General features: G+C 69.4%; 24 protein-coding genes and 1 pseudogene. 11 read left to right on the top strand and 14 right to left on the bottom strand.

Going from position 1 to position 24,322, the window contains the following annotated elements:
* Position 1: 1 nt before the first annotated feature.
* Entirely contained in the window at positions 2–1,459 is a 1,458-nt protein-coding gene (locus AB0I81_RS25235; RefSeq protein WP_360660799.1) for a glycosyltransferase family 2 protein, read from the bottom strand.
* Between the two features lie 250 nt (positions 1,460–1,709).
* A complete protein-coding gene (locus AB0I81_RS25230; RefSeq protein ID WP_360660796.1) occupies positions 1,710–2,861 on the bottom strand; it encodes a GMC oxidoreductase in 1,152 nt (383 codons plus the stop codon).
* Between the two features lie 620 nt (positions 2,862–3,481).
* Here AB0I81_RS25230 and AB0I81_RS25225 point away from each other — a divergent pair.
* On the top strand, positions 3,482–3,985 hold the full coding sequence (locus tag AB0I81_RS25225) for a hypothetical protein (RefSeq protein ID WP_360660794.1): 504 nt from the start codon (positions 3,482–3,484) through the stop codon (positions 3,983–3,985).
* Between the two features lie 28 nt (positions 3,986–4,013).
* Here the strand turns inward: AB0I81_RS25225 and AB0I81_RS25220 are convergent, their stop codons facing one another.
* The 4 genes from AB0I81_RS25220 to AB0I81_RS25205 all read right to left on the bottom strand — a co-directional run bounded on the left by AB0I81_RS25220 (position 4,014) and on the right by AB0I81_RS25205 (position 8,475).
* Entirely contained in the window at positions 4,014–5,219 is a 1,206-nt protein-coding gene (locus AB0I81_RS25220) for a cytochrome P450 (protein ID WP_360660791.1), read from the bottom strand.
* A gap of 140 nt (positions 5,220–5,359) precedes the next feature.
* Positions 5,360–6,067, bottom strand: coding sequence for a DAK2 domain-containing protein (locus AB0I81_RS25215; protein WP_360660788.1), 708 nt, complete (start codon positions 6,065–6,067; stop codon positions 5,360–5,362).
* Positions 6,067–7,095: a dihydroxyacetone kinase subunit DhaK gene (locus AB0I81_RS25210; RefSeq protein WP_360660786.1), complete on the bottom strand. Its 1,029-nt coding sequence runs from the start codon at positions 7,093–7,095 to the stop codon at positions 6,067–6,069. Before AB0I81_RS25210 ends, AB0I81_RS25215 begins: the two co-directional genes overlap by 1 nt.
* 45 nt (positions 7,096–7,140) lie before the next feature.
* Positions 7,141–8,475 (bottom strand): MFS transporter, encoded by a 1,335-nt coding sequence (locus tag AB0I81_RS25205; protein ID WP_360660783.1) that lies wholly within the window; start codon positions 8,473–8,475, stop codon positions 7,141–7,143.
* 104 nt (positions 8,476–8,579) lie between these two features.
* Between AB0I81_RS25205 and AB0I81_RS25200 the strand changes: the two genes are divergently transcribed.
* The 4 genes from AB0I81_RS25200 (at position 8,580) to AB0I81_RS25185 (ending at position 11,561) form a co-directional block, all read left to right on the top strand.
* A complete protein-coding gene (locus AB0I81_RS25200) occupies positions 8,580–9,467 on the top strand; it encodes a dihydrodipicolinate synthase family protein (RefSeq protein WP_360660780.1) in 888 nt (295 codons plus the stop codon).
* Between the two features lie 29 nt (positions 9,468–9,496).
* Positions 9,497–10,189, top strand: a complete 693-nt coding sequence (locus AB0I81_RS25195) for a GntR family transcriptional regulator (protein ID WP_360660777.1) — start codon at positions 9,497–9,499, stop codon at positions 10,187–10,189.
* A 158-nt stretch (positions 10,190–10,347) separates the two neighbouring features.
* The gene (locus tag AB0I81_RS25190; protein WP_360660775.1) at positions 10,348–10,974 is read left to right on the top strand and encodes an ATP-dependent Clp protease proteolytic subunit; all 627 of its coding nucleotides are present in this window, start codon (positions 10,348–10,350) and stop codon (positions 10,972–10,974) included.
* Positions 10,971–11,561, top strand: a complete 591-nt coding sequence (locus AB0I81_RS25185; protein ID WP_360660772.1) for an ATP-dependent Clp protease proteolytic subunit — start codon at positions 10,971–10,973, stop codon at positions 11,559–11,561. Before AB0I81_RS25190 ends, AB0I81_RS25185 begins: the two co-directional genes overlap by 4 nt.
* Positions 11,562–11,588: 27 nt before the next feature.
* Here the strand turns inward: AB0I81_RS25185 and AB0I81_RS25180 are convergent, their stop codons facing one another.
* The 7 genes from AB0I81_RS25180 to AB0I81_RS25150 form a co-directional block, all read right to left on the bottom strand.
* A complete protein-coding gene (locus AB0I81_RS25180; RefSeq protein ID WP_360660769.1) occupies positions 11,589–11,966 on the bottom strand; it encodes a helix-turn-helix transcriptional regulator in 378 nt (125 codons plus the stop codon).
* Positions 11,967–12,068: 102 nt separating this feature from the next.
* Entirely contained in the window at positions 12,069–12,437 is a 369-nt protein-coding gene (locus AB0I81_RS25175; protein WP_360660766.1) for a GntR family transcriptional regulator, read from the bottom strand.
* The gene (locus AB0I81_RS25170) at positions 12,434–13,249 is read right to left on the bottom strand and encodes a hypothetical protein (RefSeq protein WP_360660763.1); all 816 of its coding nucleotides are present in this window, start codon (positions 13,247–13,249) and stop codon (positions 12,434–12,436) included. The genes AB0I81_RS25175 and AB0I81_RS25170 overlap by 4 nt, the downstream gene beginning before the upstream one ends.
* 117 nt (positions 13,250–13,366) lie before the next feature.
* Entirely contained in the window at positions 13,367–14,926 is a 1,560-nt protein-coding gene (locus tag AB0I81_RS25165; protein ID WP_360660760.1) for a nucleoside hydrolase-like domain-containing protein, read from the bottom strand.
* A gap of 6 nt (positions 14,927–14,932) precedes the next feature.
* Positions 14,933–15,829 carry a carbohydrate ABC transporter permease gene (locus AB0I81_RS25160; protein WP_360660757.1) on the bottom strand — a complete coding sequence of 299 codons (897 nt, stop codon included), beginning with the start codon at positions 15,827–15,829 and terminating at the stop codon, positions 14,933–14,935.
* Positions 15,826–16,722, bottom strand: a complete 897-nt coding sequence (locus AB0I81_RS25155) for a sugar ABC transporter permease (protein WP_360660754.1) — start codon at positions 16,720–16,722, stop codon at positions 15,826–15,828. The genes AB0I81_RS25160 and AB0I81_RS25155 overlap by 4 nt, the downstream gene beginning before the upstream one ends.
* A gap of 1 nt (position 16,723) precedes the next feature.
* Positions 16,724–18,019, bottom strand: coding sequence for an extracellular solute-binding protein (locus AB0I81_RS25150; RefSeq protein ID WP_360660751.1), 1,296 nt, complete (start codon positions 18,017–18,019; stop codon positions 16,724–16,726).
* 306 nt (positions 18,020–18,325) lie between these two features.
* Here AB0I81_RS25150 and AB0I81_RS25145 point away from each other — a divergent pair, with 306 nt between their 5' ends.
* The 6 genes from AB0I81_RS25145 (at position 18,326) to AB0I81_RS25120 (ending at position 24,067) form a co-directional block, all read left to right on the top strand.
* Positions 18,326–19,324: a sugar-binding transcriptional regulator gene (locus AB0I81_RS25145; protein ID WP_360660748.1), complete on the top strand. Its 999-nt coding sequence runs from the start codon at positions 18,326–18,328 to the stop codon at positions 19,322–19,324.
* A 52-nt stretch (positions 19,325–19,376) separates the two neighbouring features.
* Positions 19,377–20,561, top strand: a complete 1,185-nt coding sequence (locus tag AB0I81_RS25140; protein WP_360660746.1) for a DUF2786 domain-containing protein — start codon at positions 19,377–19,379, stop codon at positions 20,559–20,561.
* A gap of 56 nt (positions 20,562–20,617) precedes the next feature.
* On the top strand, positions 20,618–21,274 hold the full coding sequence (locus tag AB0I81_RS25135) for a dihydrofolate reductase family protein (protein WP_360660743.1): 657 nt from the start codon (positions 20,618–20,620) through the stop codon (positions 21,272–21,274).
* Between the two features lie 39 nt (positions 21,275–21,313).
* Complete coding sequence (locus tag AB0I81_RS25130) at positions 21,314–21,643, top strand: YciI family protein (protein ID WP_360660740.1); 330 nt, start codon at positions 21,314–21,316, stop codon at positions 21,641–21,643.
* A 2-nt stretch (positions 21,644–21,645) separates the two neighbouring features.
* On the top strand, positions 21,646–22,878 hold the full coding sequence (locus AB0I81_RS25125; protein WP_360660738.1) for a DUF6596 domain-containing protein: 1,233 nt from the start codon (positions 21,646–21,648) through the stop codon (positions 22,876–22,878).
* 130 nt (positions 22,879–23,008) lie between these two features.
* Positions 23,009–24,067: a cellulose-binding domain-containing protein gene (locus tag AB0I81_RS25120; protein ID WP_360660735.1), complete on the top strand. Its 1,059-nt coding sequence runs from the start codon at positions 23,009–23,011 to the stop codon at positions 24,065–24,067.
* Positions 24,068–24,106: 39 nt separating this feature from the next.
* Here AB0I81_RS25120 and AB0I81_RS25115 read toward each other — a convergent pair.
* Positions 24,107–24,322 (bottom strand): annotated as a pseudogene (locus AB0I81_RS25115) (hypothetical protein); the annotation flags it as partial.

Below are 24,322 nucleotides of genomic sequence, written 5' to 3'. Positions count from 1 at the left end.
GTCACGCACCCCCGTGCGCGGGGCCTCGTGCCGGCGGAGCGCTGATCGCCGTGCGCAGGTCCGAGACCTCCCAGGGCCGTTCACGCAGGTCGAAGGCCGCCGTGGCGCCCGTACGCTCCCGCTCGACGATCTCGAACTCGTGCAGTTCGCGCCGGAGCCGTACCGTGAACTCCCAGTAGGGGTGGTCGTGCGCGTCGAGTGCCGCCGCCAGCGCGGGATCGGGCCGCCGCGGCGGCGCGGCGCTGACGCCGGACAGCAGCACCACGTCGCGGCAGGTGCGGCACAACTCCGACAGGATCCGGCTGAGCGTGCGCTCGGGGAAGTTGCGCCAGTAGTCGGTCACCAGCCCGAGCTCGAAATGATCATCCGGGTACGGAACGCGCGTGCCGAGAAGCGGCAACCATGAGGTTCCCCGGCCAGCCCCGGGCAGTTTCCGTGCGTCCCCAGGAAAACAGACCACGTCCGGCGGCCTGAGACCGGCCGGCCAGCCCGCCGGATCTCCCAATACCAGGACGTTCCCGGCGGTAGTGGCGACCTGCGCGCGCACCCCGGGAAGCTCATCGAGCCGCGCGCAGTCCGACGTGGCGGGATCCAGCGTCCGGGCGAACCGCTCGATCGCCGGTACGAGTTCGCGCGAGCGCACGATGTCATAGCTGCAGACCGCTTCGACCTCCAGCGTCGGATACATCCGCACCAGGATCTGCTCGTTGTGCCGGTCCTGGACGATGTCTCGCCCGCGAAGCCGGTCATGGGGCTGATGCACCGCCTTCGCCGCCGCCGCGAAGACGGTCGGAAGACCCGCGCGTGCGAGCCGGTACCCCATCTCGATGTCCTCGACGCCCTTGGCGGGGAACTCGCTGCTGAACCCGCCCACCTGCTCGAAAGCCCAGCGGGGCATGCTCACGTTGTGGGTCCAGAAGAAGGCCCAGTCGCTCGGCCGCGGATCGGCCAGCAGTTCGCACAACGGATCGTGAAGCAGCGGCGTACGGTCCATCCGGTCGGCGACGCCGGCCGGATCGCCGAAGTCCCAGTCGTCGCCCAGCTGCAGCCGCCAACCGGCTGGAGTGAGTTCACGCACGCTCGTGTAACCGCACACCGCCACCTGGCGCCCGGCGTGCGCGTCCAGGTGGGCGCGCAGCAACCCGGGGTGCGCCAGGCAGTCGGCGTCGAGGAAGACGAGCACGTCGCCCTCGGCCTGCGCGGCTCCGGCGTTTCTCGCCTCCTGCACGCCTTTCGCCGTGTCGTGCCGGAGGAAACGGAGCTTGAACGTCGGCGCCAGGGCCGCCAGCTCTTCGGCGAGCTCCTCCGCCAGCGGCCGTTCCGAACCGTCGTCGACGAACACCACCTCGAACGATTCCGGGGGAAGAGTCTGACCCGCCAAACTGCGGAGAACATTTCGTGCGGCGACACCGCGATTGTGTATCGCCGTTACAACGGAAACGTCCACGACACCTCTCATGAGCGCGCAACAAGAGCACGTTGCAATAAAACCGGCCAAGAATTGTGGCCTGCGTTGTCCACCTGCCCGCCGACAAAGCGAGCAGCGCAGCCTGTTTTACTCGCGCCCTTCCGTTGCGCGATTCACACTCGAAGATAGCGACAGCCGGTATATCCGGAGTATGTCCCGCCGAACGGCCAACAGAATTCCCAGGTGGATGGCCACCGAAATGCTTCTTCCGGCGTACTCACCCCTGATCGTCCGAGGTCGGTCAGGCGATCCCGATGCCCTCCCAGGGCGGGCCGGCCAGAATGCCGGCGAGCCGCCTGGACAGCGCCAGGGTGGTCAGCGAGGGGTTGGCCGCACCCAGGCGCGGGAAGGTCGCGGGCCCGAGCACGTACAAACCGGGCAGATCAACGACCTCGTGTCGCTCGGTCAGCCCGTCGCCCAGGCGGATGGTGCAGCCCTCGTGATTGACGGTCCCCAGCGCGGACGCATAGGTGACCAGGTCGCCTGACAGCGGTCGCCAGGTGCCCAGCCCGCCGAAGACCAGCGGCGTGGCCGGTGTCCCGTACCGGGGGCCGAGGGAGCGCCAGAGGTCGCCGAGCCGCCGCTGCTGCTCCGTGACCAGCGCTTCGTCGGCCTCCGCCAGGGCCGCTCCCACATGTACGCTGGTCGTGCCGTCCGGCGCACTCCGGTGTTCGACGAAGCTGCGCTCGTTCGGCAGTTGCTCGCCCATCGTGCTGACCTCGATGCGCACCGAGCCGGCCGCGAGTTCCCCGATGCTGAGGAACAGGTTCGAGCGGTGCTCGTCGTCGCCGGGGGCGACGAAGTGACCGGTGGGCAGCGCCGCGGCGGGATCCACCGCGCCGGCCGGCAGGGTCAGGGTGAACCCCTGCACGATGTGGTCGCTGAGACCGCTCAGCCGCCGCCGCTCGGTCCCGCCGTTAACGCGCGACCGCAGGACGAGCCGGCTGTTCTCGATCGTGCCCGCGGCGAGCACCACCGCATCCGCCCGAATGTCGACGGGATCGGTCTCCCCGGCCCGGACAACCCGGACACCAGCGGCCCGCCCGTCACGCAGTAGCACCCGCTCAACCGTGTGCTGACAGGCGATGGTGACCCCGTCCAAGGCACGAATCGGGCTCGCCGTGACAGGATCGCGCCAATAGTCCAACGGCGAATAGGCACTCCAGCGCCTCCCGCTGTCCCGAACCGCCCTCGGCACCGGGTAAAAGTCCAGGCCAGCCAGCCGGAACGCGGGAGCGACCGCACCGGCATCACCGGGCGAACGTGCCGCGCCCGGGGTGCCCAGATCCTCCGCGACCTGGGCGTAAAGCGACGCCCCACCGCGCCAACTCCCCGTGAGGTCCGCGATGACGGCCGCCGGCCACCACGGCTCACTCAGCGCCCAGGGATCCATCGGCAACACGATCCCCCACCAGTAGAGCGACCGCCCGCCCAACCGACGCCGAAGCCCGGACCCACCGGCGAAGTGCGGCGACCCCACAGGTTCCCAGCCACGAAAGAAGTACCGATCACGTTCCGGCCGTAAGACCACTTCGCCGGCGCGCCGCTCCGGGTAAGACTGCGACACGTGGCGAGACTCAAGGCCCGACCCGGACTCGATCACAAGCACCTCACCGGCCCCTGACCGCTGCAGCTGACCAGCCAGTTCAAGCCCGGCCATGCCGCCACCCACCACGACAATGCCCGCCCGGCCAGGAAGACACGGCGGCGTCGGAAAATGCGACATGCCTACACCGACCGCACGACGAGGCCGGCCCAATAGGGGTCAAGAATTGTGTACACGGAGACCGTTCTCCCTTGCCGAGTGATAGTTTGACAGGCTTCGCGAACCGCAGCAGAAAGCTCGATATCGAGGTTCGCGACCGCGAGCGACAGTAGCAAATGGCAAGTCCGATCGCGGGACTCAGCCGATCAGGCCCACCAAATTAGCATTACCATCAGAACCGCCAACCACACCGCACCTTTCACTGGGCTTCGCTTCGGCGAATGCGTACCACGTCATGAAGGGGGCACATGACCCACCTCCTGAAACACAGCCCGAAATCTACTCGCGGCCCGGTGACGCTCACGATCCTGTCGTATGTGGCCGCCGTCGTAGCCCTGACTTGGGCAACGGTCGGTGGGCAGTTGGGCGGCTATATGTACGGCTGGGTCCTGATGATGATTCTGGCCTTCCCGGTCTCGCTGCTCAGCCTGGTTCTCGACGGCCCGCTCAGGCATGCCCTCATCGGTGAGGCCGCCGGTGATGAGGTCTCCGGCTGGAGTTACGTCGTCTTCGCCTGGCCCGGCCTGCTCATGGCGCTCGTGCTTGCCTGGCGGCCGTCCGCGCGCCTGTCTCGCCGGGTCGTTCGTGTCGCGAGTTGGGTTCTCGCCGCAGCCGTTCTGTTGTCCGGCATCGCGATCTCTTTCGATCAATGGGCCCCGCGCCGCCCGTACGGGTGGCCGTTCGTGCTCTGTGGGGTAGGCATGGCCATCGGCCTGCTGTTGGCTCGGCGAGCCGAGAAACAAGCCGGTTGAACGGCACGGGGCGGCGCAGGCCGTGGGATCAGCCGAAGTGCAGTTGGAGTGCGTCGGGGCCCTGGATTCCGAGTGGGCCTGGCCCGGTTATCGGTCCCGTCACGGAGGGCGGGCCCAGGCGGGTGGTCAGGACGGACAGGGCCTCGCCGACCTCGACGCGGGCCAGGGCGGCGCCCAGGCAGTGGTGGGGGCCCGCGCCGAACTGCAGCGGGGGCACGTCCCTGACTGCGGTGATGTCGAAAAGATCGGCGTTCTTGTACGCCCGGGGATCCCGTTGCGCGGCCTTCACGCACATGGTGAGGTACGTCCCCTTCTCGACCGCGAGCCCCTTGTAGTCGAAGTCCTCGGCGGCGAAGCGGTAGACGCTGCCCGTCGAGGGTTGCCAGCGCATCACCTCTTCGACGGCCTGCGGCGTGAGCTCCGGCTGCCGGCTGAGCAGCGTCCACTGTTCGGGGTGCCGCGAGAAGGCGATCATGGCGTTGGCGAGCTGGTGGCGGGTCGTGTCGTGGGCGGCGAACACGAGGGTGACCAGGAGGTTGCGTAGTTCGTCCCGGCTGACCTGATCGTCGCCGGCCTGGTGGGCCGCGACCAGGTCGGAGCTGAGGTCGTCGGCCGGCCGGGCGATCTTGTCGTCGATCAGCCGGTCGGCGTAGTCGTTCAGGCCGTTGACCGCGTTCTCCAGCCGGGCCGTGACGTCGTCGCCGCCCGACAGGCCGAAGACCAGGCCGAGGTCGGCGGTCCAGGTGCCGAAGTGGTCGTAGTCCTCGGGCCGCACGCCGAGCAGCTTGCACATGACCGCGAGCGGCAGCCGGATGCCGAACTCGGTGACGAAGTCGTGCATGCCGCCGTCGTCCAGGCGGGCGGTGAGCCGCTCGGCCTGCTCGCGGATGAACGGCCGCAGCAGGGCCATCCGGCGGGCGGTGAACGCCTTGTTCGACAGGCCGCGCAGACGGCGGTGCTCCTCGCCGTCATGGTTGACGATCATCGGCACGAACCAGTCGTAGATCGGGCCGCCGGTGATGCCGTTCGTCTCCAGGTAGCGCCGGCCGTTGTGGTTCAGCCTGCGGTCGCGCAGTAGGTCGTTGGCCTCTTCGTAGCGGAGCACGAGCAGGCCGAAGGGGCTGTTGGCGTACCAGCTCTCCGCCTGCGCTGCGTAGACCTCCGGGGCCTCGAAGTCGAACGCGGGGTCCAGGACATCGAGGAACGGTACGTTCTGGGCTGCGGGTGTCGCCACGCCATCCTCCCTGCGGGATGCTCACCTGCGTCGTAGCGTGCCCCTCCAGCCTCTTCCGGCAACGCGCGCCGGGAAAGTAATGCTCTACTGACTTCCTGAATATCGGTCAGCTTCGCGGTGAAGCGTGACAAGGAGGGCAGCTACACGGAGGCGAGTGGCGGCCGCAGGTCCGCCCGCGGGTCCGCGACGGTCGCGACCACCCAGAACAGCAGCGCGACGCCCATGGCGCCGGGGTCGGGCGCGCCCTTGGCCCGGTCGCCGACGTAGCTGGCCCGGCCCATCCGGGCGCGCATCTCCGCGGTACGCGCGGCACCGTCCCCCGCCGCCTCCGCGGCGGCTGAGAACACGTTCTCGCCCCCTCGCCGCAGCGCCTCGACCGCGGGTGCCAGGGCATCGACGAGGGTACGGTCACCGACCGCGGCCTCACCGACCCGCTGGATGGCGGCCAGGCCGGCGGCGGTGCCCGCGGCCCACGCGGCGGCCGGGTCGGTCGCCGGCTCCTCCTGCGCGTGGGCGGTCACCTGCTCTTCGTGCTCGCGGGTGGTCGCCTGCTCCCCCTGCGCGCGGGCGGTCGCCGGCTCCTCGTGTGCGCGGGCGATCTCGGTGAACAGCAGGCCGAGCAGGGGGCCGCTGGTGCCGCCCACCTCGTCCAGGAAGACCTCGCCGAGCACGCGCAGCGCCGAACCGCCCGATTTCTCGTACGCCGACACGGCGTCGCGCAGGCCGTTCCTGAGGTTGTCGCCGAAGTCGCCGTCGCCGCTGAGCTGATCGAGTTCGGTGAGCTCGGCGTGCGCGGCTTCGGCGGCTGCCGCGTACCGGCGCAGGATGTCCTCCTCGTTGAGAGCCATCAGTGAACGTCCTCCTGTGTGCTGCGCGCGGGGAAGGCCGGGGTGATCGTGGGAGCGGCCCACCAGGCCCTCCACTCCGGCCGCAGGCGGGTGATCGTCAGGGAGAAGCCGGCCATGTCGAGCGCGGGCACGAACGTACCGACCAGGGCGTCGACCAGGGCGAGGCCACGGTGTTCCAGCCCGGCGGCCACGAGGTCGTACAGGCCGTACAGTTCGAGCTGGGTGGTGCCGCCGAGGCCGTTGACGACGGCGACGACCTCGTCGGGGCCGTCCGGCAGGCCCTCCATGAGCCGGTCGAGCATCGTCTCGACCAGCTTCTCGGTGGGCGGCCTGGCGATCGACTGCGCGGCGCGTTCGCCGTGGATGCCGACGCCGTACTCGATCTGTCCCGGCTCCAGGTCGAAGGAGGGCCGGCCGGTGTGCAGCGAGGTGTGCGCGCGGGCGGCGACGGCGAGGCTGCGTGAGGCGCCGGCGAAGCGGGCGCCGAGGCCGGCGAGCTCGTCCAGGCCGAGGCCGGAGTCGGCGGCGGCGCCGAGCAGTTTCTCCACGACGATGGTGGCGCCGGTGCCGCGGCGGCCGGTGGCGGTCTGGTCGGACTCGGTGGCCAGGTCGTCGTCGACCAGTACGCGGCGCACCTCGATGCCGTCGTGTCGGAGCCGTTCCGCGGCGATGCCGAAGTTGATCCGGTCGCCGGTGTAGTTCTTGACGATGTGGATCACCCCGTCGGGGCCGGCGACCTTCCTGCCGGCCTCGAACACCTGCCGGTTGTGCGGCGAGGCGAACACCTTGCCCGGCGCGACCGCGTCCAGCATGCCCCGGCCGAGGAATCCCGCGTGCAGGGGCTCGTGCCCGGAGCCGCCGCCGGAGACCAGGCCGACCGTGCGGCCGGGGTTGCGGTGCCTGGCGGTGAGGTAGGTGGGATTCTCGTGCAGCTCGACCAGCCCGGCGTGCGCGCGGGCGAAGCCGCGCAGGGCCGGCGGGACGGGATCGCCGTCGGCGGGCAGGAACGGGTTGTGCGCGGATGTCACGGTGCTGGCCTCCCGGATGTCAGCGGACGTTTCAGCATGACAGTTTCAGTACGGTGTTTTCACCACGGGCGCGCCGACCGGCTCACGCTCTGCTTCGCCGGCCTTGAGGCGGGTGGCGGCCAGGCTGGAGAGCACCGCGATGGCGATGGCATAGACGGCCACCCAGGTCCAGTGGCCGTCGCCGGCGGTGATCAGCGCGGTGCCGAGCAGCGGGGCGAGGCCGCCGCCGAGGGTGGCGCCGATCTGCTGGGTGACCGACAGGCCGGTGTAGCGGACGCCGACCGGATAGAGGTTGCCGAACAGGGCGGCCTGCGCGCCGTACATGGCGCCGTGCCCGACGGCCAGGCCGAGCGTCATGCCCAGGATCATCAGCGGCAGGCTGCCGGTGGAGACCAGCAGGAAGAACGGTACGGCGAGGACGAGCTGGAAGATCGCGCCGCCGATGTAGACGGCCCGGCGGCCGACCCGGTCCGACAGCGCGCCGAACATCGGCAGGGTGAGGCACTCGATCGCGCAGGCCACCAGGACGGCGAGGAGCACGGGTTCGCGCGGCTGGCCGAGTTCGGTGGTGACGTAGGCGATGGCGACCACGTAGTAGACGTTGAACAGGCCGCTTTCGGCGATCTTCGCGATGACGGAGGTGACGACGCGGCCGGTGTAGCCGGCGAACAGCTCCTTGACCGGCAGGCGGTGTGACTGCCGGTCCTCGCGGGCCTTGACGAATTCCGGGCTCTCACTGATGTGGGTACGGATGTAGACGCCGAGCCCGATGAGCACGATGCTCGCCAGGAACGGCAGCCGCCAGGCCCACGACTCGTAGGCGCCTTCGGGCAGCCAGGCGCCGAGCGCGGTGACGATGCCGACCGGCAGCAGCACGCCGGCGGGGGTGCCGATGTGCACCAGGGAGGTGTAGAAGCCCTGGCGTTCGCGGGGGCTGTATTCCAGGGCCATGAGGACGCCGCCGCCGTACTCGCCGCCCATGCCCAGCCCCTGCAGCAGCCGGATGAGGGTGAGCAGGATGGGCGCCCAGATGCCGATGCTGTCGTAGGAGGGCAGCAGGCCGACGGCGAAGGTGCCGCCGCCCATCAGGACCATGGTGATGACCAGGATGGTCTTGCGGCCGAGCCGGTCACCGTAGTGGCCGAAGATAATCCCGCCGAGCGGGCGGGCCAGGTAGCCGACGAAGAACGTGGCGAACGCGGCGAGCGTGCCGACCATCGCGTTGTCGGCCGGGAAGAAGACGTCGTTGAAGACGAGCGCCGCGGTGGTGGCGTACAGGGTGAAGTCGTAGTACTCCACCGTGGTGCCGAGGGCACTGGCGACGGTGACTCTCCGGACCGACGAGGTGCCGCCCGGGGATGCGTTCGATTGCTTGTTCATCGCGTTCTCCTCAGGGCCGGGGTGGTACCCCCGCATCTGGTCGGCTAATGTATCAGACACTAGATTTTAGACAAGGGCGCTTACCCGATCCGAGGAGGACGTACATGAAGGACCTGGACCTGCACGGGATGATCTCCACGGTCGTCACCCCGTTCGACGAGAACGACCAGGTGGACCTCGAACTGCTGCGTGCCGAGGTCAAGTACCTGCTGGACGCCGGGGTGACCGCCATCTGCGCGTGCGGCAGCACCGGCGAGGGGCAGACCTTGTCGCTGGAGGAGAGCAGGGCGATCTGCGAGGTCGTGGTGGACGAGGTCGGCGGCCGGGTGCCGGTCATCGGCGGCGTGATCCAGAACTCCACCGCCCAGGCGATCAGGTACTCGCTGGCGCTGAAGGAAGCCGGTGTGGACGCCCTCCAGGTCACCCCCGTGCACTACGTCTTCGCGCCGTCGGCGGAGGAGACCGTTGAGCACTACCGGCTCCTGGGCGAGGCCACCGGCCTGCCGATCGTGCTCTACAACGTGGTGCCGTGGGCGCTGGTTCCCGTGGACACCATCGAGCGGCTCGCCGCCGTACCCCAGCTGGTCGCGGTCAAGCAGAGCGGCGGCGACATGCACCTGCTCGCGGACCTGCTGCACCGGGTCCGCGACCGGTTCACCATCCTGGCTGCCCTGGACGACCTGCACTACCCGGCGTTCGTCCTGGGTGCGCACGGCGCGCTCGCGGCCATCCCGACCGTCACCCCCAAACTGTCGGTGGAGTTGTGGGACGCGGTGCAGGCGGGCGACCACGCGACCGCCCTCGAACTGCATGAGCGCATCCTCACGGTGTGGCGCGCCATCGACGGCCCCAACCTGCCCGCCACACTCAAGGCCGCCCTCCAGCTTCAGGGCCGCGACGGTGGGCTGCCGCGCAAGCCGTTCGGCCCCGCCACGGAGGCCGAGCGTGAGCGGATCGCCGTAGCGCTGCGTGCGGCTAACCTGATCGACTAGATGTCGCACATCCGCAGGGAGAAACCAGTATGACCATGCCCGCGCGTCCGTCCGGCAGGTCGTCCCTGGTCGTCGACTCCATCGCCGACCAGCTCTACCGGATACTCAGCGAGCGCATCACGACCGGCGTCTTCGAGCCGGGCTCACGGCTGGACCCCCAGGCGGTTGCCGAGGAATTCGGCGTGTCCCGTACCCCGGTGCGGGACGCGCTGGCCCGCCTCGAACACGACCAGCTCATCGAGACCCGGCCGCGCTCCGGCACCTTCGTCGCCCGGCCGGGCGTCACCGATGTGCGCGAGGTCTGCCAGCTGCGCAAGGGGATCGAGTGGGTGGCCACCGGCATCGCCGCGACCCTGATGTCCGAGGCGCAGATCGCCGACCTGCGCGCCGAGGCGGTCGAGGCGCTCGCCGCCATCGACAAGGGCGACTACGACCCCTTCTTCATCAGTGACATGCGCATCCACCGGGAGATCGTGGCCGCGACCGGCAACAGCCGGCTGATCAAGGCGCGCGGCTCGGTCGAGCCGTTCGTGGCCTGGCTGCGCGTGCTCGGCGCCACCGGGCCGCACAGGACCAAGGGATCCTCCCACCGCCACCTGGAGATCCTCGACGCCATGGCCGCCCGCGACGTGGCGTCGGCCCAGCACGCCGCGGCCGTGCACCTGGATGAGGTCGAGGAGTGGACGGTCGCCGACATGGAGTCCAACGCCATCGCCACCTGACCTCCGCGGGACGCCGCAGATCGCTTCCGTCCGCCACGGCCGAGGGGCCTCGGACGGAATCCGAGTCACCCCTGCGCAGAAGGCCACGCTGCTCAGAGCAGATCTGCCGCAGGCGGATCGTGTCGACTCCGGTCCGAACGGCCTCACATGATGGACGCATGAGCGAAGAATCGAAACTTCCGCTGTTCAACGAGCGGGCGAGAAGAGAGCTTTACGAGCAGCGCGTTCTCGTTCTCGACGGCCCTCTCGACGACGACAATGGCACGCTGCTGGCGACGCAACTGATGGCGCTCGCCACCCTGGACGCGTCGACCGACATCGCCTTGTGGATTCACTCCCCGGGCGGCTCGGTTCCCTCGATGCTGGCGATCCGCGACGTCATTCGCCTCATTCCCTGTGACGTATCGACCCTCGTGCTGGGCATCGCCTACAGCGCCGGGCAATTCCTGCTGTCGTCGGGAACCAAAGGCAAGCGTCGCGCACTGCCGCACTCACGCGTCCTGATGCACCAGGGCTCGGCGGGAATCGGTGGCACCGCGGTCGACATCGAACTGCAGGCCGGCGACCTCCGGCACACCCGCGACACGGTGCTCGGCCTCATCGCCGAGGACACGGGCCAGACCGTCGAGCGCATATTCGAGGATTCCCTGCACGACCGTTGGTACACCGCGCAGGAGGCACTCGACTACGGCTTCATTGACGCCATCGTGCAGAACTTCGGCGACATCGCGCCACACCATCGCCCGCGCCCCGGATTCGGCGTCACCCAAGGAGTCGGACTGTGAGCACCTATACAATCCCGAACGTCATCGCGCAGAATCCCCGTGGCGAGCGGATCATGGATGTCTACTCGCACCTGCTCACCGAGCGAATCGTCTATCTGGGCACCGCGATCGACGCGGGCGTCGCCAACGCGCTCATCGCGCAGCTGATTTTTCTGGAGTCGGACAACCCCGACGCGGAAATTCAGTTCTATATCAACTGCGAGGGCGGCGACCCGAGCGCGATGCTCGCGATCTACGACACCATGCGCCACATCCGCCCGCGGGTTTCGACGACCTGCGTGGGACAGGCCGTCGCGGTGGGCGCCGTCCTGCTCGCCGCGGGCGCCGAGGGAAAGCGTGCCGCTCTCCCCCACGCACGCGTGATCCTGCACCAGCCGGCCGCTCAGGGGCGCGGCACGATCCCCGACCTCATCCTGCAGGCCGACGAGGTCGTACGCGTCCGGGCGGACATCGAGCGCATCCTGTCACGGCACACCGGCCAGAGCATCGAGACCCTGCGCGCCGACACCGATCACGACCGGGTGTTCACCGCGGCCGCGGCCCTGGAGTACGGGCTCCTCGACCAGATCATCGAGGAGCACTCATAGACCCGCATACAACCCCGGCAGGCCGCGCTACGCGGCCAGGGCGTACGCCGCCGAGCAGGTAGCACCCCTGGCCAGGCCGGACTGAGCGGAGCGCAGGTTCTCCGCGACGGCAAGGGTCAGATCGACCAGGGTCACGTCCAGCGCGCCGGCGACCGCGGCGATCATCTCGCTCGACGGCTCCTTGACGCCTCGTTCCATCTCGGAGAGGTATTGCGGCGAGACTCCGGCGCGGCTCGCCGTCTCACTCAACTTCTCGCCCCGCTCGTGACGCAGGTCCCTCAGGCACTCACCGAGCACCTGCCGCCACAGCGGCTCACGAGCCGGGGAGGGCGAGGGCTTGAGGGTGGTCCGATCGATCGCCGGACGCAGCGGAGGGAGGGACGAGGGCGACAGAGAGGAGGCCATGCTCCACACCATAGGTAGACAGCACGGTCGAGTTCTGCCTGCTTCGCGCAGAGCGGAACCGGTCCCCGCCTCCCCCGTCCGGCCTCAGCCACACCCGCGTGATCATGACGAGGCCGGGCCGGACGCCAGGGCCGCCTGTACGATCCGGATCGCCTCGCCCGCGTCGATGCCGACGCTGGCGATCACGGCCGCGTAGTCGGCCGCGGCCCGGCGGGCCCGCTCCCGGCCCACTTCTCCGGCGGCCGACACGAACGAGCCCGCCCGCCCGCGCGTCTCGATCAGCCCCGCCTCCTCCAGCTCACGGTAGGCCCGGCCCACCGTGTTGACGGCCAGGCCGAGGTCGGCCGCGAGGTGGCGGATGGTCGGCAGCCGGGCGCCCACGGCCAGCGTGCGGTCCTGGATCTGCCGGGCGAGCTGGGCTCGCAACTGCTCGAACGGCGGCACCGGCGACGCCGCGTCGATGATGATCATCGCAGGCTCATGGCCCGCCGGGCCACCGTAACGCTCGGCGGCGTCCTGACCCGGAGCAGGATGTACGCGAACAGGCACAGAAGCAGGTAGGCGACCGCGGCCGCTCCCCACCAGACGGGCGCCGCGCCGAACACCAGCACCATGGGCAGCGACAACTGCACGTTCGGCATGGTCAGGTCACGGGCGTCCTCGACGCGCATGATGACGTCGACGGTCAGCGATTCCTCGTCCTCCGCGACGACCGGGCGCCGCAGCAGGTGGCGCAGCTGAACGACGTTGATGGCGGTCGCGCCGAGCAGACCGATCAGCAGGACGACGGCCAACTGCCGCACGGTGGGATCGGGAACGGCCAGGGCGCTTCCGACCAGCGCCATCGCGCCGGCGAACGTGGCGAACGCGTAGACGGCGTACGCCGGGCCGAGCACGGCTCGCCAGCCGGGCTGGATCGGGTGGGCGGCCCTGCGGGACAACTCCGCGCCCGCCCGCTGGTCAACGCGTCGCACCCATCGGTCGAGCAGCAACTGCGCCGTCACCAACCCGGCGACCAGCACGGTCAGGACAAGCAGCGACAACGTGCGATACGGCCGGAAGCCACCGAAGGTGGATGCGGCGGCGAGCGAGGCCGCGATGATCAGCGCCGCCGCGATGAGCGCGGCGACGATGCGGGCACGCTCCCGGGCCACCAACCGACCGGCCAGCAACGGGGTCGGGCGGGCGCCGGCGAGGTCGTGCCGGGCCAGCCAGGCGCTTGCCGGCCGCAGATCGGGGGCGTGGGGCGGCGGGTCGGCGTCCGGTAACGGTTCACGGGCCATGGTGTCAGCGCCTCCTTTGTCGCAACCTATGTATCAGCATGGTGCGACATAGGTTGCGACAAAGTCAAGGGCGGCAGAAACATCACCGGAGGATCCGCCGCCACGGCAGCGGCGTGGTCAGCGGCGTACGGTCAGCACCGCGCGCTGGTAGGAGGTGAGGGCCGGGGTGCCGTCGTCGGTCGCTTGCAGGATGAGGTGGATGGTCTGGCCGGTCGCCGCGTCGTGCGGGATCCGGAGCCGCACCCGGGCGGGGCCGCTCCGGGTCGGTTCGACGGTGCCCGGGTAGGTGTCGGCGTCGGTGTACTGCCACCACCTGGAGGTGACGGCGTCGCGGTCGGGGTCGGTGACGTGTCCGTTGAGTGTCACCGTCTGGCCCGGGCGGACGTCACGGTCGAGCCGTCCGGAGACGCTGACGTCCGGCGCGTGGCCGGCCGCCGCGTACCGGGAGGTGGTGGTCCACTTCAGCCGGGCGGCGAAGTCGTGCTGGGCGGAGCGGAACCAGCGGGTGGACGGATAGTCGGTGGACGCGGTGCCGTCGGGGGCGATGTCGGTTCCGGCGCGGCCGCCCCAGCCGCCCCAGCTCGCGTCGGTGCCGGCGCGCAGGCCGTTCCCGATGAGGTTCATGAAGATCGAGGTGTCGCCTTCCGAGATCCACGATCCCTTCTCCTGAAGGGACGTCCACACGACATAACCCCTCTCTTCGAGTTGTTCGACAGTCAGGCCGGAGAAGCCGAAGAAGTCGAAGATGTCGCCGGGCACCATCTGCTTGCCGTCGCCCCACACCCGGTAGAAGGGCCCGAACGGGCCGGTATCGGACACGTTCGCCCTGGTCCAGGCGGCGGACAGCAGTTCGGCGTCCTGAGGCAGGACGGCCCGGCGGGCGCCGTAGCCCCAGATGGTGGTGGCCATCTGACGGAACTCGATGTCCGGCCAGTTGGGTGCGATGTACTTGGCGTAGGTGTCGTCCTGGTCGCCCCAGGACTGGATGATCGCCTTCCGCGACACCTTCCGCTGGATCGCCGGCCATTGCGACGTGTTCTCGTATCGGTCCTTGATGGATTTCAGAGCGCGGGCGATGGTGCTCTGACCCGCGCCGGTGAGCAGGTACAGGGGGCCGGGCTCGTTGTCGAGGAGCTTGCCTCTGATGAGGTCGGAGCCGGGCGAGTCCTTGGAGATGTCGCCGTCGAACTCGATGTTGCCGTTGAGGATCTTCGCCTTCAGCTCGCCGGGGCTCGGGTACCCCTTGGCGTGCGCCCGCAGGTTCGGGTACGCCCGCGCGTACAGATCGACGGCCTCGTGGATGAAACGTTCGCCGGGCTTCCACCGCCAGGAGGTGCACGGGCAGATGTCGCGGCCGATCCGGTCGTACTCGCGGCCGGGGACGAACCAGGTGGTGCCCTTGCCGTCGCCCGCCCAATGGACGCCGCTGCTCGTGTACATGAGCGCTTCGGTGTCGAACTCGTTGCTGTAGAGCAGGTAGCGGATGAGGGTGTTCTGGTCGTCCAGTTCGGGATCGTGCATGAGGATGACGCGCGGCTTGTGCTCGCCATGGCGGAGGTCGTCGGCCAAGGCGGGCGGCGCGGCGGTGATGGTGACAGCGACGGTGAGCGTGTAGATCAGCAGGCGGCTCAGTAACGTCGCGGTCCGTCTCCCGGTGCCGAAGGCAGGCATGGTCATCACTCCTTACCCCTTGGTGGCGCCGGCGGTCAGGCCGGCGACGATCCACCGTTGCAGCAGCGTGTACGCGATGAGGATCGGCACGACCGCGATGAGGATCCCCGCGGCCAGCCCGGTGTTGTTGTTGGAGAACTGGCCCTGGAAGTTGAGCAGCCCGACGGGCAGGGTCTTGTTGGCGTCGGAGTTCAACAGGATCAAGGCGAACAGGAACTCGTTCCACGTCGCGACGGCGTCCAGGATCAGCACCGTGACCAGAGCGGGCGCGGACAGCGGCAGCACGATCCGCCAGAAGATCCGCCAGTCGCCGGCCCCGTCCACCCGGGCCGCCTCGACGATCTCGTCCGGGAGTTGCCGGAAGAACGACTGCAGGACGAGCACCTCGAACGGGATGCCGAAGGCGAGGTACGGGCCGATCAGGCCGAGGACGCTGTCGGTCGCGCCGGCGGTCTTCATCATGACGAACACCGGCACGATCGTGATGTAGATGGGGATCGTCAGCCCGAGGAAGACCGTGAACATCACGGTCCGGCTGAACTTCATCCGCAACTTCGCCAGGGCGAATCCGAGCATCGCCGAGATCAGCACGCCGAGCGGCACCTTGAGTATCAGCAGCAGGGCGCTGTTGCCGTACGTGGTGGCGAAGTTGCCGATGTCCCAGGCGTCGGCGAAGTTCTCCCAGGTGAACGCGGCCGGCCAGGACAGCGGCCCGTTGCCGACGAAGTCGGCGAGCGGCCGGAGCGCGGTCACGACGAGCAGCGCCAGAGGGGAGATCCAGAAGACGGCCGCCGCGGCCAGCACGACGGTCAGGGCGAGGCCGCCCCTGCTCTTCTTCTTGGCCGGTGGTCGTGCCGGGGCGGCGGCCCGCGTCGCCGGTGCGGAGGTGGCGGAGGTGGTCGAGGTCATGTCGCACGCTGCCTGGTCTGGGAGCGCACGTACGGGATGCCGACCGCGACCGCCACCAGCGTGATCACGACGGCGATGGCCGTGCCGTATCCGGTTTGGTAGTACTGGAAGACGTTGGCGTACATCCAGGTGCCCATCACCTGGGTGGCCGTGCCGGGGCCGCCGTAGGTCATGGCGTAGACCAGGTCGAAGACCTTGAAGGAGTCGATGAGGGACAGCGCCAGCACGATGTAGTGCGCCGAGCGCAGTCCCGGCATGGTGACGTGCCGGAACTGTTCCCAGCGGCTGGCCCCGTCGACCCGCGCCGCCTCGTACAACTGTCCGGGGATCCCCTGCAGGGCGGCGAGGTAGAGCAACATCGGGAAGCCCGTCCGCAGCCACACCGCCGGCACCATCACGGCCCACAGCGCGGTCGAGTCCTGCCCGAGCCACGGCTGGGCCAGCCCGTCCAGGCCGATGAGCTGCAGGAAGGAGTTGATGGCGCCGTGCTCGGGGTTGTAGAGCCAGCCCCAGATCGAGGCGATCGACACGAGCGGCAGCACACCGGGTGCGTAGAAGATCAGGCGCAGCACGGGCTTGCCGCGCACCTTGCCGTTCAGCAGCAGCGCCAGTGCCAGGCCGAGCGCCACCGGCACGACGATCGTGACCACCGACCACAGGAGGTTGTTCCCGGCCGCCGTCAGCACCACGGGATCGCCGAGCATGCGCGCGTAGTTGTCCAGGCCGACGACGTTGTAGGCCGGGCTGAGGCCGTCCCAGTCGGTGAAGCTGAACCACAGGGACGACGCGGCCGGGTAGACGAGAAAGATCAGGTAGACCGCGAGCGCGGGAAGGGCGAACGTCCAGGGACGCCATCTCCCCTTGTGGGCGGCGGTTGCCAGGTGCCGTCCCATGTCAGTTGCGGGCCCAGGCGGAGACGATCTCCCGCATCCGCCCGGCCGCATCGGCCGGCGTCACCTTGCCCTGGAGCAGGTCGCTCTGCACGCTGAAGTACTGATCGGACTGCTGTTTGGGGAAGGCCTGGTCCTGGATCGTGTAGAAGGGGCTCGCGCCGTACTTCTCGTCCCACGCCGCCGACAGCGGCAACTCGGCGGGATCGGCCTCGGCGCCCTTCACGGTGGACGAGGTGATCTGCATGGCCCGCTGGCTGTCCGGTTTCATCAGGAAGTCGAGCAGGGCCGCGGCCTTGTCCTTGTTGCCCGACCTGGCGTTGATCATGTAGCCCTCGACGAACCCGGAGTGCCGGGCCGGGGACTGCTCGGTGGGAAGCTGGAAGACCCCGAAGTCCTTGGGATCCTTCCGCGCGGCGAGGATGGCGGCCGTCTCCGACCACTGCCCCTCCAGGTCGTAGGCGACCTTGCCCTGTACGTACCAGTTGCCGACGTCCGCGGGATCCAGGCCCAGGGCGCCCTCGGGCAGCCACTTGTTGTCCTGCCACCTCTTGAACAGGGTGAACGCCTCGACGACCTCGGGCCGGTCCCAGCTCTCCTGCCCCAGCAGCAGCCGGTCGTGGAGTTGCGGCCCGGCGGTGTGCTCCAGGAGGTACTCGAACAGGCGCATGATGTGCCAGCCGTACTTGCCGCCCAGCCCGCACGGGGTGATGCCGGCGGCGACGAGCCGCTCGTTCATCCTCTCAAGCTCGGCGTACGTGCCGGGCGGCGCATCGATCCCGGCCTTGGCCAGCAGTTTCTTGTTGTACCAAGCACCTATCCCGCGCGCCGTGAACGGCACTCCCGCCTTGACGCCGTCGAACGTCATGCCCTGGATGGCCGCGGTGTTGATCGAGGAGTCCCAGCCGTACTTCTGGTAGTACGGCGCGAGGTCGGCAGCCTGCTTCGCCTTCGCGAACGGCGCGCCGATCTGCCCGCCCCAGATCCGCCAGATGTCGGGACCGCTGCCGCCCAGCAACTCGGTCCGCAACTTGTCGGGATACTGGGCCGCGCCCGAGCCGGGCAGGCTGTCGACCGTGGTGGTGGTGCCATTTTGCTGGTCGAACTTCTGGATCTGGGCCTTCAGCGTGCCGATGGTCACGTCGTCCTCGTAGGTGAAAAGGCGCAGCTTGTTCGACGGCGCGGCCGTCGTGGCGCCGCCGCCGACCGAGGCGCCGGTGCAGGCGCCGACCGCGAGCCCGGTGGCCGCGACGGACGAGAGGGCGAGGAACCCCCGGCGGGTGTATGACGTGTGAGTCATGTCGGATCTCCCTTGGTCGGGACGGGCGCCTCCGGGTCGATGATCACTTTGCATGGGCGCATGACCGCCTCTCGCCATTGCATATTTATGCGGTAGCGAATAAATGCCTTGCCCGTACAGTGGCCGATCTCCGCAGGTGTGTCAATGGTGAGAACTGCATGTTCCGTGCGAAACACGCAGTCGCGGCCTGCTTTATGCGCACCACGGCGTGCACTGTGACTCGGGCCCGGCGTGGGCGAGGAGTCACCTTCCGGATGGACAATTTGGGGCGACAGGAGTCCGCGGCGGCGAAGGGGACGGATACTGATGGCTGTGCACGCGAGCGGAGCCGGCCGGTCCGCCTCCGACGGCCGGGTGCGACTGATCACCAAGGTCGCGCACATGTACCACGAACAGGGCATCCGCCAGGCCGACATCGCCGACGCGCTGCACATCTCCCAGACGAAGGTGTCCAGGCTGCTGAAGCGGGCGGGTGAGATCGGCATCGTCAGAACGGTGGTGGTCGTCTCCCAGGGCGTGCACCTGGCACTGGAACAGGCCCTGGAGGACCGGTACGGGGTGCGGGAGGCGGTCGTGGTCGATGTCGAGGGCGACGAGTCCGAGATCATCGCCGGCATCGGCTCAGCCGGGGCGGCCTACCTCGAATCGACCCTGGCCGGCGGCGAGCGGATCGGCATCTCCCCATGGAGCCAGACGCTGCTGTCCGTCGTGGACCGGCTGCATCCGCTGCGGGTGGCCGGCGCCGACCGCGTCGTGCAGCTTCTCGGCGGCGTCGGCGAGGGCGCGGTGCAGGCCAAGGCCAATCGCCTGCTGAGTCATCTCGCCGAACTGGTGGGCGCGGAACCGCTCTACGTGCAGGCGCCGGGCCTGGTGGGCTCCGCCGAGATCCGTGAGAGCCTGGTCACGGACGCGGCCATGCAGTCGGTGGCCGAGGAGTGGCGGCGCCTGACGATGGCGCTGGTCGGCATCGGCAGCGTGCAGCCCTCGCCGTTGTTGCGCGACAGCGGCAACGCGATCGCCGCCGCCGACCAGGACCACCTGATCGCCGCCCACGCCGTCGGCGACGTCTGCCAGCGGTACTTCGACGCCACCGGCGAGCTGATCCACAGCGACCTGAACAGCCGAGTCGTCGGCATCGACGCGGAGGTGCTGCGTACGATCCCGCGCCGCATCGGCATGGCCGGCGGCGAACGCAAGCACGCGGCCATCCGCGCGGCGATCAGCGGCGGCTGGGTCAACGTCCTGATCACTGACGTCGCGACCGCCCGCGTGCTGCTGAACCAGCCTTCCGGGGGCGAACGATGAAGGGCGGCCCCCCTGTACGTACTGTTACCAACCATGGAGACGGACGGCACGGATGAGTAAGGCCAACGAGCTGATCGGCACGGCGCTGGAGGCCCTCACCCGCGAGGATGAGGCGGCCTTCGACTCCGCCGCCGCCTTCCTGGCCGACCGGGACGACGCCGACCACGCGCTGGTGGAGGCCGTGACCCGGGCGATCTCGGGGTTGTGGCGCGACGGCTGGCAGCCGGCCGACGTGGTCAGGATCGCGGCCAGGCGGCTGACCGACTGGCACGGGCGGGCGGCGGCCGACCTCATCGCCTGGGAGTTGCGGGCCTACGCGCCGGCCACGGTGGACGATCGCTGGCGCGACCAGCTCGCCGGCCTGGAGGCCGCGGTGTGGTGGAAGGGCGGCTACCTGGCGGCGCGGCAGGAACGTGACGGGGCCGGCCGGCTGGTGACCGTCTCCGGTGCGCTGGAGCTGCTGGGGTTGCTGACCGGGTTGCCCCGTTTGGAGTCGTTGAGCCCGAGGCCAGGGGCCGCTCGCCCAGCGGTCCGGGCACGGCCGCACGCGGTGAGCGAGAAGACGTTCACGCGGGTGCGGGCGCTGCTGGCCAAGGCGGAGTCCACGCCGTACGAGGCGGAGGCGGAGACGTTCACGTCGGCGGCGCAGAGCCTGATGGCGAAGTACAGCATCGATGCGGCGATGCTGGCGGAGCGACCGGGCGGAGCCGAGGTCCCGGCGGGTATCCGGGTCGGCATCGACGCGCCGTACGAGCAGCCCAAGGCCGTGCTGCTCAACCTCATCGCCGAGGCCAACAGATGCCGGGTGATCTGGTCGAAGGAGCTGGGGTTCGCCACCGTGCTGGGGTTCTGGGCGGACCTGTCCTGGGTGGAGGTGCTGTTCACCTCGCTGCTGGTGCAGGCGCAGACCGCGCTGGTGAACTCGGGCACCAAGAAGCACGGCGCCGGCCGGTCGAGGAACAAGGCGTTCCGCCAGTCGTTCCTGTCGGCGTTCGCCTCCAGGATCGGGGAACGGCTGGCCGAGGCCACGGCGGACGCGGTCGCGCAGGAGAGCGCCGGCCGGGGCACCGACCTGGTGCCGGTGCTGGCGGCCCGCGAACAGGAGGTGGAGCAGGCGGTCGAGCGCATGTTCCCGAACCTGGTCTCGCACTCGGTCCGCACGTCCTGGGACCGAGAGGGCTGGGCGGCCGGCCGTACCGCGGCCGATGAAGCCAGCCTCGGGGCGCGGGACCGGTAGCAGCAAATAATTTCGCGAGGTTGTGTCGGATCGGGACAGCGGTGTTCGTTGCAGGGGTGAGCGGCGCCCACGAGGGGCGTCCCAAGGCCGGAAAGGGCACCACGATCATGAAACTGACGACCGTCACGAACCTCTCCGTGGACGGAGTGATGCAGGGACTCGGCGGGCACGGCGAGGACCGAAGGGGTGGATTCGAGCGCGGCGGCTGGGCGCTGCCGCTGTTCGAGGGCGAGGCCGAGACGTTCCTCGGCCAGATCTACCAGCGTGCCGACGCGTTCCTGTTCGGCCGGCGCACCTATGAGATCTTCGCCGGCTCCTGGGGAGTGATGCCGGATCCCGACGACAGCCCCATCGCGGGACCTTTGAATCGGCGGCCCAAGTACGTGGCGTCGACCACGCTCACCGAACCCCGATGGGCGGACACGACGGTGTTGAACGGCGACGTCGCGGCGTCCGTCCGGGAGCTGAAGGCCGCGCCGGCCGGTGAGCTGCAGGTGCACGGCAGCGGCAACCTGGTCCGCTGGCTGCTCGACCACGACCTGGTCGATGAGATCACCCTGTTCACCTACCCCGTGGTCGTCGGCCAGGGCACCCGGCTGTTCCCCGGCTCCGGCCCGGACCTGGCGCTCGACCTGGTCGACTCGCGAGCCTTCGCGGGCGGCATCACGGTCCAGGTCTACCGGCCGGCCGGGCGCCCGCAGTACGCCGCATAAACGGCCGGGCCGCCCCGAACATACAGGAGATGATTCGAGATGCAGTATCTGGTATCTGTGATCGACGACAGGACCGCCTCCGGCACCCCGGACGAGATGGCCGACATCCACGCGTACAACGAACGGCTCCGGGCCGATGGGCACTGGGTGTTCGCGGGCGGCCTCGCCTCGCCCAGTTCGGCCACCGTCATCGACAACCGGGGTGGGGAGGCGATCTTCACCGACGGGCCCTTCCTGGAGTCCAAGGAGCACCTCGCCGGTTTCTGGGTCATCGAGGCGCCCGACCTCGACGTGGCGCTCAGGCTCGCGGCCGAGGGATCGAGGGCCTGCAATCGCCGGGTCGAGGTACGGCCGTTCCTGGAGGGGTGAGTGTGGCAGACGTGCGGCAGGCGATCGTCCAGATCCATCGTCAGGAGTGGGCGCGGGTGGTCGCCGCCCTGAGCAGGCGTTTCGGCGACCTCGACCTCGCCGAGGAGGCGGCGGCCGAGGCGTTCGCGACCGCCGTCGAACGGTGGCCCGCCGACGGCGTGCCACCCAACCCGGGCGCGTGGCTGACCACCACGGCCAACCGCAAGGCCATCGACCGGATCCGGCGCGAGAGCAGGCGCGGCGACAAACAGAAGGAGGCCCAGATGTTGTACGACGGCGATCCGCCCGAGCCTCCCGGCGCCATCGACGACGACCGGCTCCGGCTGATCTTCACCTGCTGTCACCCGGCGCTGGCCATGGAGACCCGCGTGGCGCTGACGCTGCGCCTGGTCGGCGGCCTGACCGTCGCCGAGATCGCCCGCGCCTTCCTGGTGCAGGAGACCGCCATGGGGCAGCGGATCACCCGGGCGAAGGCCAAGATCAAGGCGGCTCGCATCCCTTACCGGGTGCCGTCCGCGGAGGATCTCCCGGCGCGCGTCTCCGGCGTGCTCGCCGTGCTCTTCCTCGTCTTCAACGAGGGTTACCTGGCGACCGGCCCCGATACCGATCCCGTACGTCCCGACCTGACCGGCGAGGCGATCCGGCTCGGCCGCCTGCTCCGCGCCCTCATGCCGCAGGACGGGGAGGTGGCCGGGCTGCTGGCGCTGATGCTGCTCACCGAGGCGCGCCGCACCGCCCGGGTCTCGGCGAGCGGCGAACTGGTCGCCCTCGCCGAGCAGGACCGTGGGGCCTGGGACGCGGCGCTGGTCGCCGAGGGGCACCGGCTGGTGCGCGAGCGCCTGGCCGCGGGGGTGGCTCCGGGTCGCTACCAGATCCTCGCCGCGATCAACGCCGTGCACACCTCCGCCCGGGATGTACGCGACACCGCCTGGTCGCAGGTCGTCGCCCTCTACGACCAGCTCATCCGCCTCGACCCCTCGCCGATCGTGGCACTCAACCGGGCCATCGCGGTCGCCGAGCTCGACGGCCCGGAAGTGGCGCTGGCGACCGTGGACCGCCTCGCGGACAGGCTGGCCGGCTACCACGCCTACCATGCGACGCGCGCCGACCTGCTGCGCCGGCTGGGCCGGGGGCGGGAGTCGCGGGCGGCGTACGACGAAGCCATCGAACTGGCGGGCAACACCGCCGAGATCGCCTACCTGACCCGCCGCCGCGACCAGCTGGGCGTTCAATGAAAGTTTCGGAGACTCAGGAGCGTTTTCCCACGCCGGTGGCGGCTTCTGCCCGCGCTTATTGACAGCGACCGGACGGTTGGGCACCCTACGCAATGTTAACGCTACCATTTTCGGCCGGGCGGGAGGACGGATGCGTCAACGAGGATTACGCAGGGGCTTTGTCGCGTGGATCTTGGCCGTCTGCCTGGTCGGCGTGGCGGTGGCGACCACGGTCACGGCGCATGCCGCCGCGGCCGGTTGTCAGGTCACCTACACCGTGGGCAACCAGTGGGCCGGCGGCTTCGGCGCCAACGTCGCGATCAAGAACCTCGGCGAACCACTCACCGGCTGGACCCTGCGCTGGACCTTCGGCGCCGGCCAGACGATCAGCCAGTCCTGGAACGCCGGCGTGACACAGAGCGGCAGTACGGTGACCGCCGTCAACGCGGGCTGGAACGGCTCCCTGGCCACGAACGGTGGCACCTCGTTCGGATTCAACGGCACCTGGAACAACTCCAGCAATCCCGTGCCGGGCAGCTTCACGCTCAACGGCGTCACCTGCACGGGCAGCGTGGTCCCCACGCCGACCGTGACCCCCACCACCACGCCGACGCCGGGCATCCCGCCCACGGGCACGGTGCGGGTCTACTGGCTCAAGCCGTCGGACGTGGCCTACGACCAGCGGTACCCGGACGGCATAGCCAAGGTCATGCTGGAGGCGCAGCGCTTCTTCAAGCAGCAACTGGGCAGGACGTTCACGTTGAACAACCCGGTCGTCGAGGTCGTCAACGGCGACCAGCCCCGAAGCTGGTATGAGAACACGCCGAACTGCGGCGACAAGTACTGGTGGTCGGTGTGCAACATGCAGGCCGAGCTGCGCCGTAAGTTCGGGCTCGGCGCACCGGACCGCCGCTGGGTCAACGTGGGCGAGATCAGCGCCGAAGGCGAGGGCGCCGGCGGTGGCGGCGGCAACGGGTGGGTGATCCTCAGCGGCCACGACGCCGACGGCGCCGCGGGCATCAACGGCCCGATGAACCGCTGGTACGGCGGCATGGTGCACGAACTGGGGCACGCGTTCGGGCTGCCCGACTCCACCTCCACCGACGGCACCTGCATGTCGGCGTCCTTCTACAGCTATCCGAACTGCACCTTCAGCCAGGCGCAGAAGAACGGCATGCTCAACGGCCCCTACGGCAGCTTCCTGTCCTGAGTGGTCTCGGGCGGTGCGACGCGCACCGCCCGATCCCGTTCAGGAGGCGTGACCGATGGCCCCTGAACGTTCGACCAGCTTCTGCGCGGTGTCTGAGCCCTCGAAGCGGGTCTTGGTCGTCTGGTACGGGTCCACGTTGTCCTTGGTCACGAACAGCAGACCAGTGTTGGTCTCGGAGGGGAAGAGCAGGCCGCCGGACAGTTTGTACAGGTAGAGGTAGAGCACCGGCAGGAAGCCCTGCAGGTAGGGCTGCTG

Origin of the sequence: Nonomuraea sp. NPDC050404 (assembly GCF_040655495.1) — a bacterium.
Taxonomy (GTDB): Bacteria; Actinomycetota; Actinomycetes; order Streptosporangiales; family Streptosporangiaceae; genus Nonomuraea.
The sequence above is the reverse complement of the archived record's forward strand: the minus strand, read 5'-3'. Positions and strand labels throughout refer to the sequence as shown.

Bases quoted from the DNA above. Each gene is read 5' to 3' on its own strand.
- AB0I81_RS25165 (WP_360660760.1), bottom strand. From the start codon at position 14,926: ATGACCATGCCTGCCTTCGGCACCGGGAGACGGACCGCGACGTTACTG.
- AB0I81_RS25230 (WP_360660796.1), bottom strand. From the start codon at position 2,861: ATGGATCCCTGGGCGCTGAGTGAGCCGTGGTGGCCGGCGGCCGTCATC.
- AB0I81_RS25225 (WP_360660794.1), top strand. From the start codon at position 3,482: ATGACCCACCTCCTGAAACACAGCCCGAAATCTACTCGCGGCCCGGTG.
- AB0I81_RS25235 (WP_360660799.1), bottom strand. From the start codon at position 1,459: ATGAGAGGTGTCGTGGACGTTTCCGTTGTAACGGCGATACACAATCGC.
- AB0I81_RS25200 (WP_360660780.1), top strand. From the start codon at position 8,580: ATGAAGGACCTGGACCTGCACGGGATGATCTCCACGGTCGTCACCCCG.
- AB0I81_RS25195 (WP_360660777.1), top strand. From the start codon at position 9,497: ATGACCATGCCCGCGCGTCCGTCCGGCAGGTCGTCCCTGGTCGTCGAC.
- AB0I81_RS25130 (WP_360660740.1), top strand. From the start codon at position 21,314: ATGCAGTATCTGGTATCTGTGATCGACGACAGGACCGCCTCCGGCACC.
- AB0I81_RS25145 (WP_360660748.1), top strand. From the start codon at position 18,326: ATGGCTGTGCACGCGAGCGGAGCCGGCCGGTCCGCCTCCGACGGCCGG.
- AB0I81_RS25175 (WP_360660766.1), bottom strand. From the start codon at position 12,437: ATGATCATCATCGACGCGGCGTCGCCGGTGCCGCCGTTCGAGCAGTTG.
- AB0I81_RS25205 (WP_360660783.1), bottom strand. From the start codon at position 8,475: ATGAACAAGCAATCGAACGCATCCCCGGGCGGCACCTCGTCGGTCCGG.
- AB0I81_RS25190 (WP_360660775.1), top strand. From the start codon at position 10,348: ATGAGCGAAGAATCGAAACTTCCGCTGTTCAACGAGCGGGCGAGAAGA.
- AB0I81_RS25150 (WP_360660751.1), bottom strand. From the start codon at position 18,019: ATGACTCACACGTCATACACCCGCCGGGGGTTCCTCGCCCTCTCGTCC.
- AB0I81_RS25120 (WP_360660735.1), top strand. From the start codon at position 23,009: ATGCGTCAACGAGGATTACGCAGGGGCTTTGTCGCGTGGATCTTGGCC.
- AB0I81_RS25180 (WP_360660769.1), bottom strand. From the start codon at position 11,966: ATGGCCTCCTCTCTGTCGCCCTCGTCCCTCCCTCCGCTGCGTCCGGCG.
- AB0I81_RS25170 (WP_360660763.1), bottom strand. From the start codon at position 13,249: ATGGCCCGTGAACCGTTACCGGACGCCGACCCGCCGCCCCACGCCCCC.
- AB0I81_RS25215 (WP_360660788.1), bottom strand. From the start codon at position 6,067: ATGGCTCTCAACGAGGAGGACATCCTGCGCCGGTACGCGGCAGCCGCC.
- AB0I81_RS25155 (WP_360660754.1), bottom strand. From the start codon at position 16,722: ATGGGACGGCACCTGGCAACCGCCGCCCACAAGGGGAGATGGCGTCCC.
- AB0I81_RS25140 (WP_360660746.1), top strand. From the start codon at position 19,377: ATGAGTAAGGCCAACGAGCTGATCGGCACGGCGCTGGAGGCCCTCACC.
- AB0I81_RS25160 (WP_360660757.1), bottom strand. From the start codon at position 15,829: ATGACCTCGACCACCTCCGCCACCTCCGCACCGGCGACGCGGGCCGCC.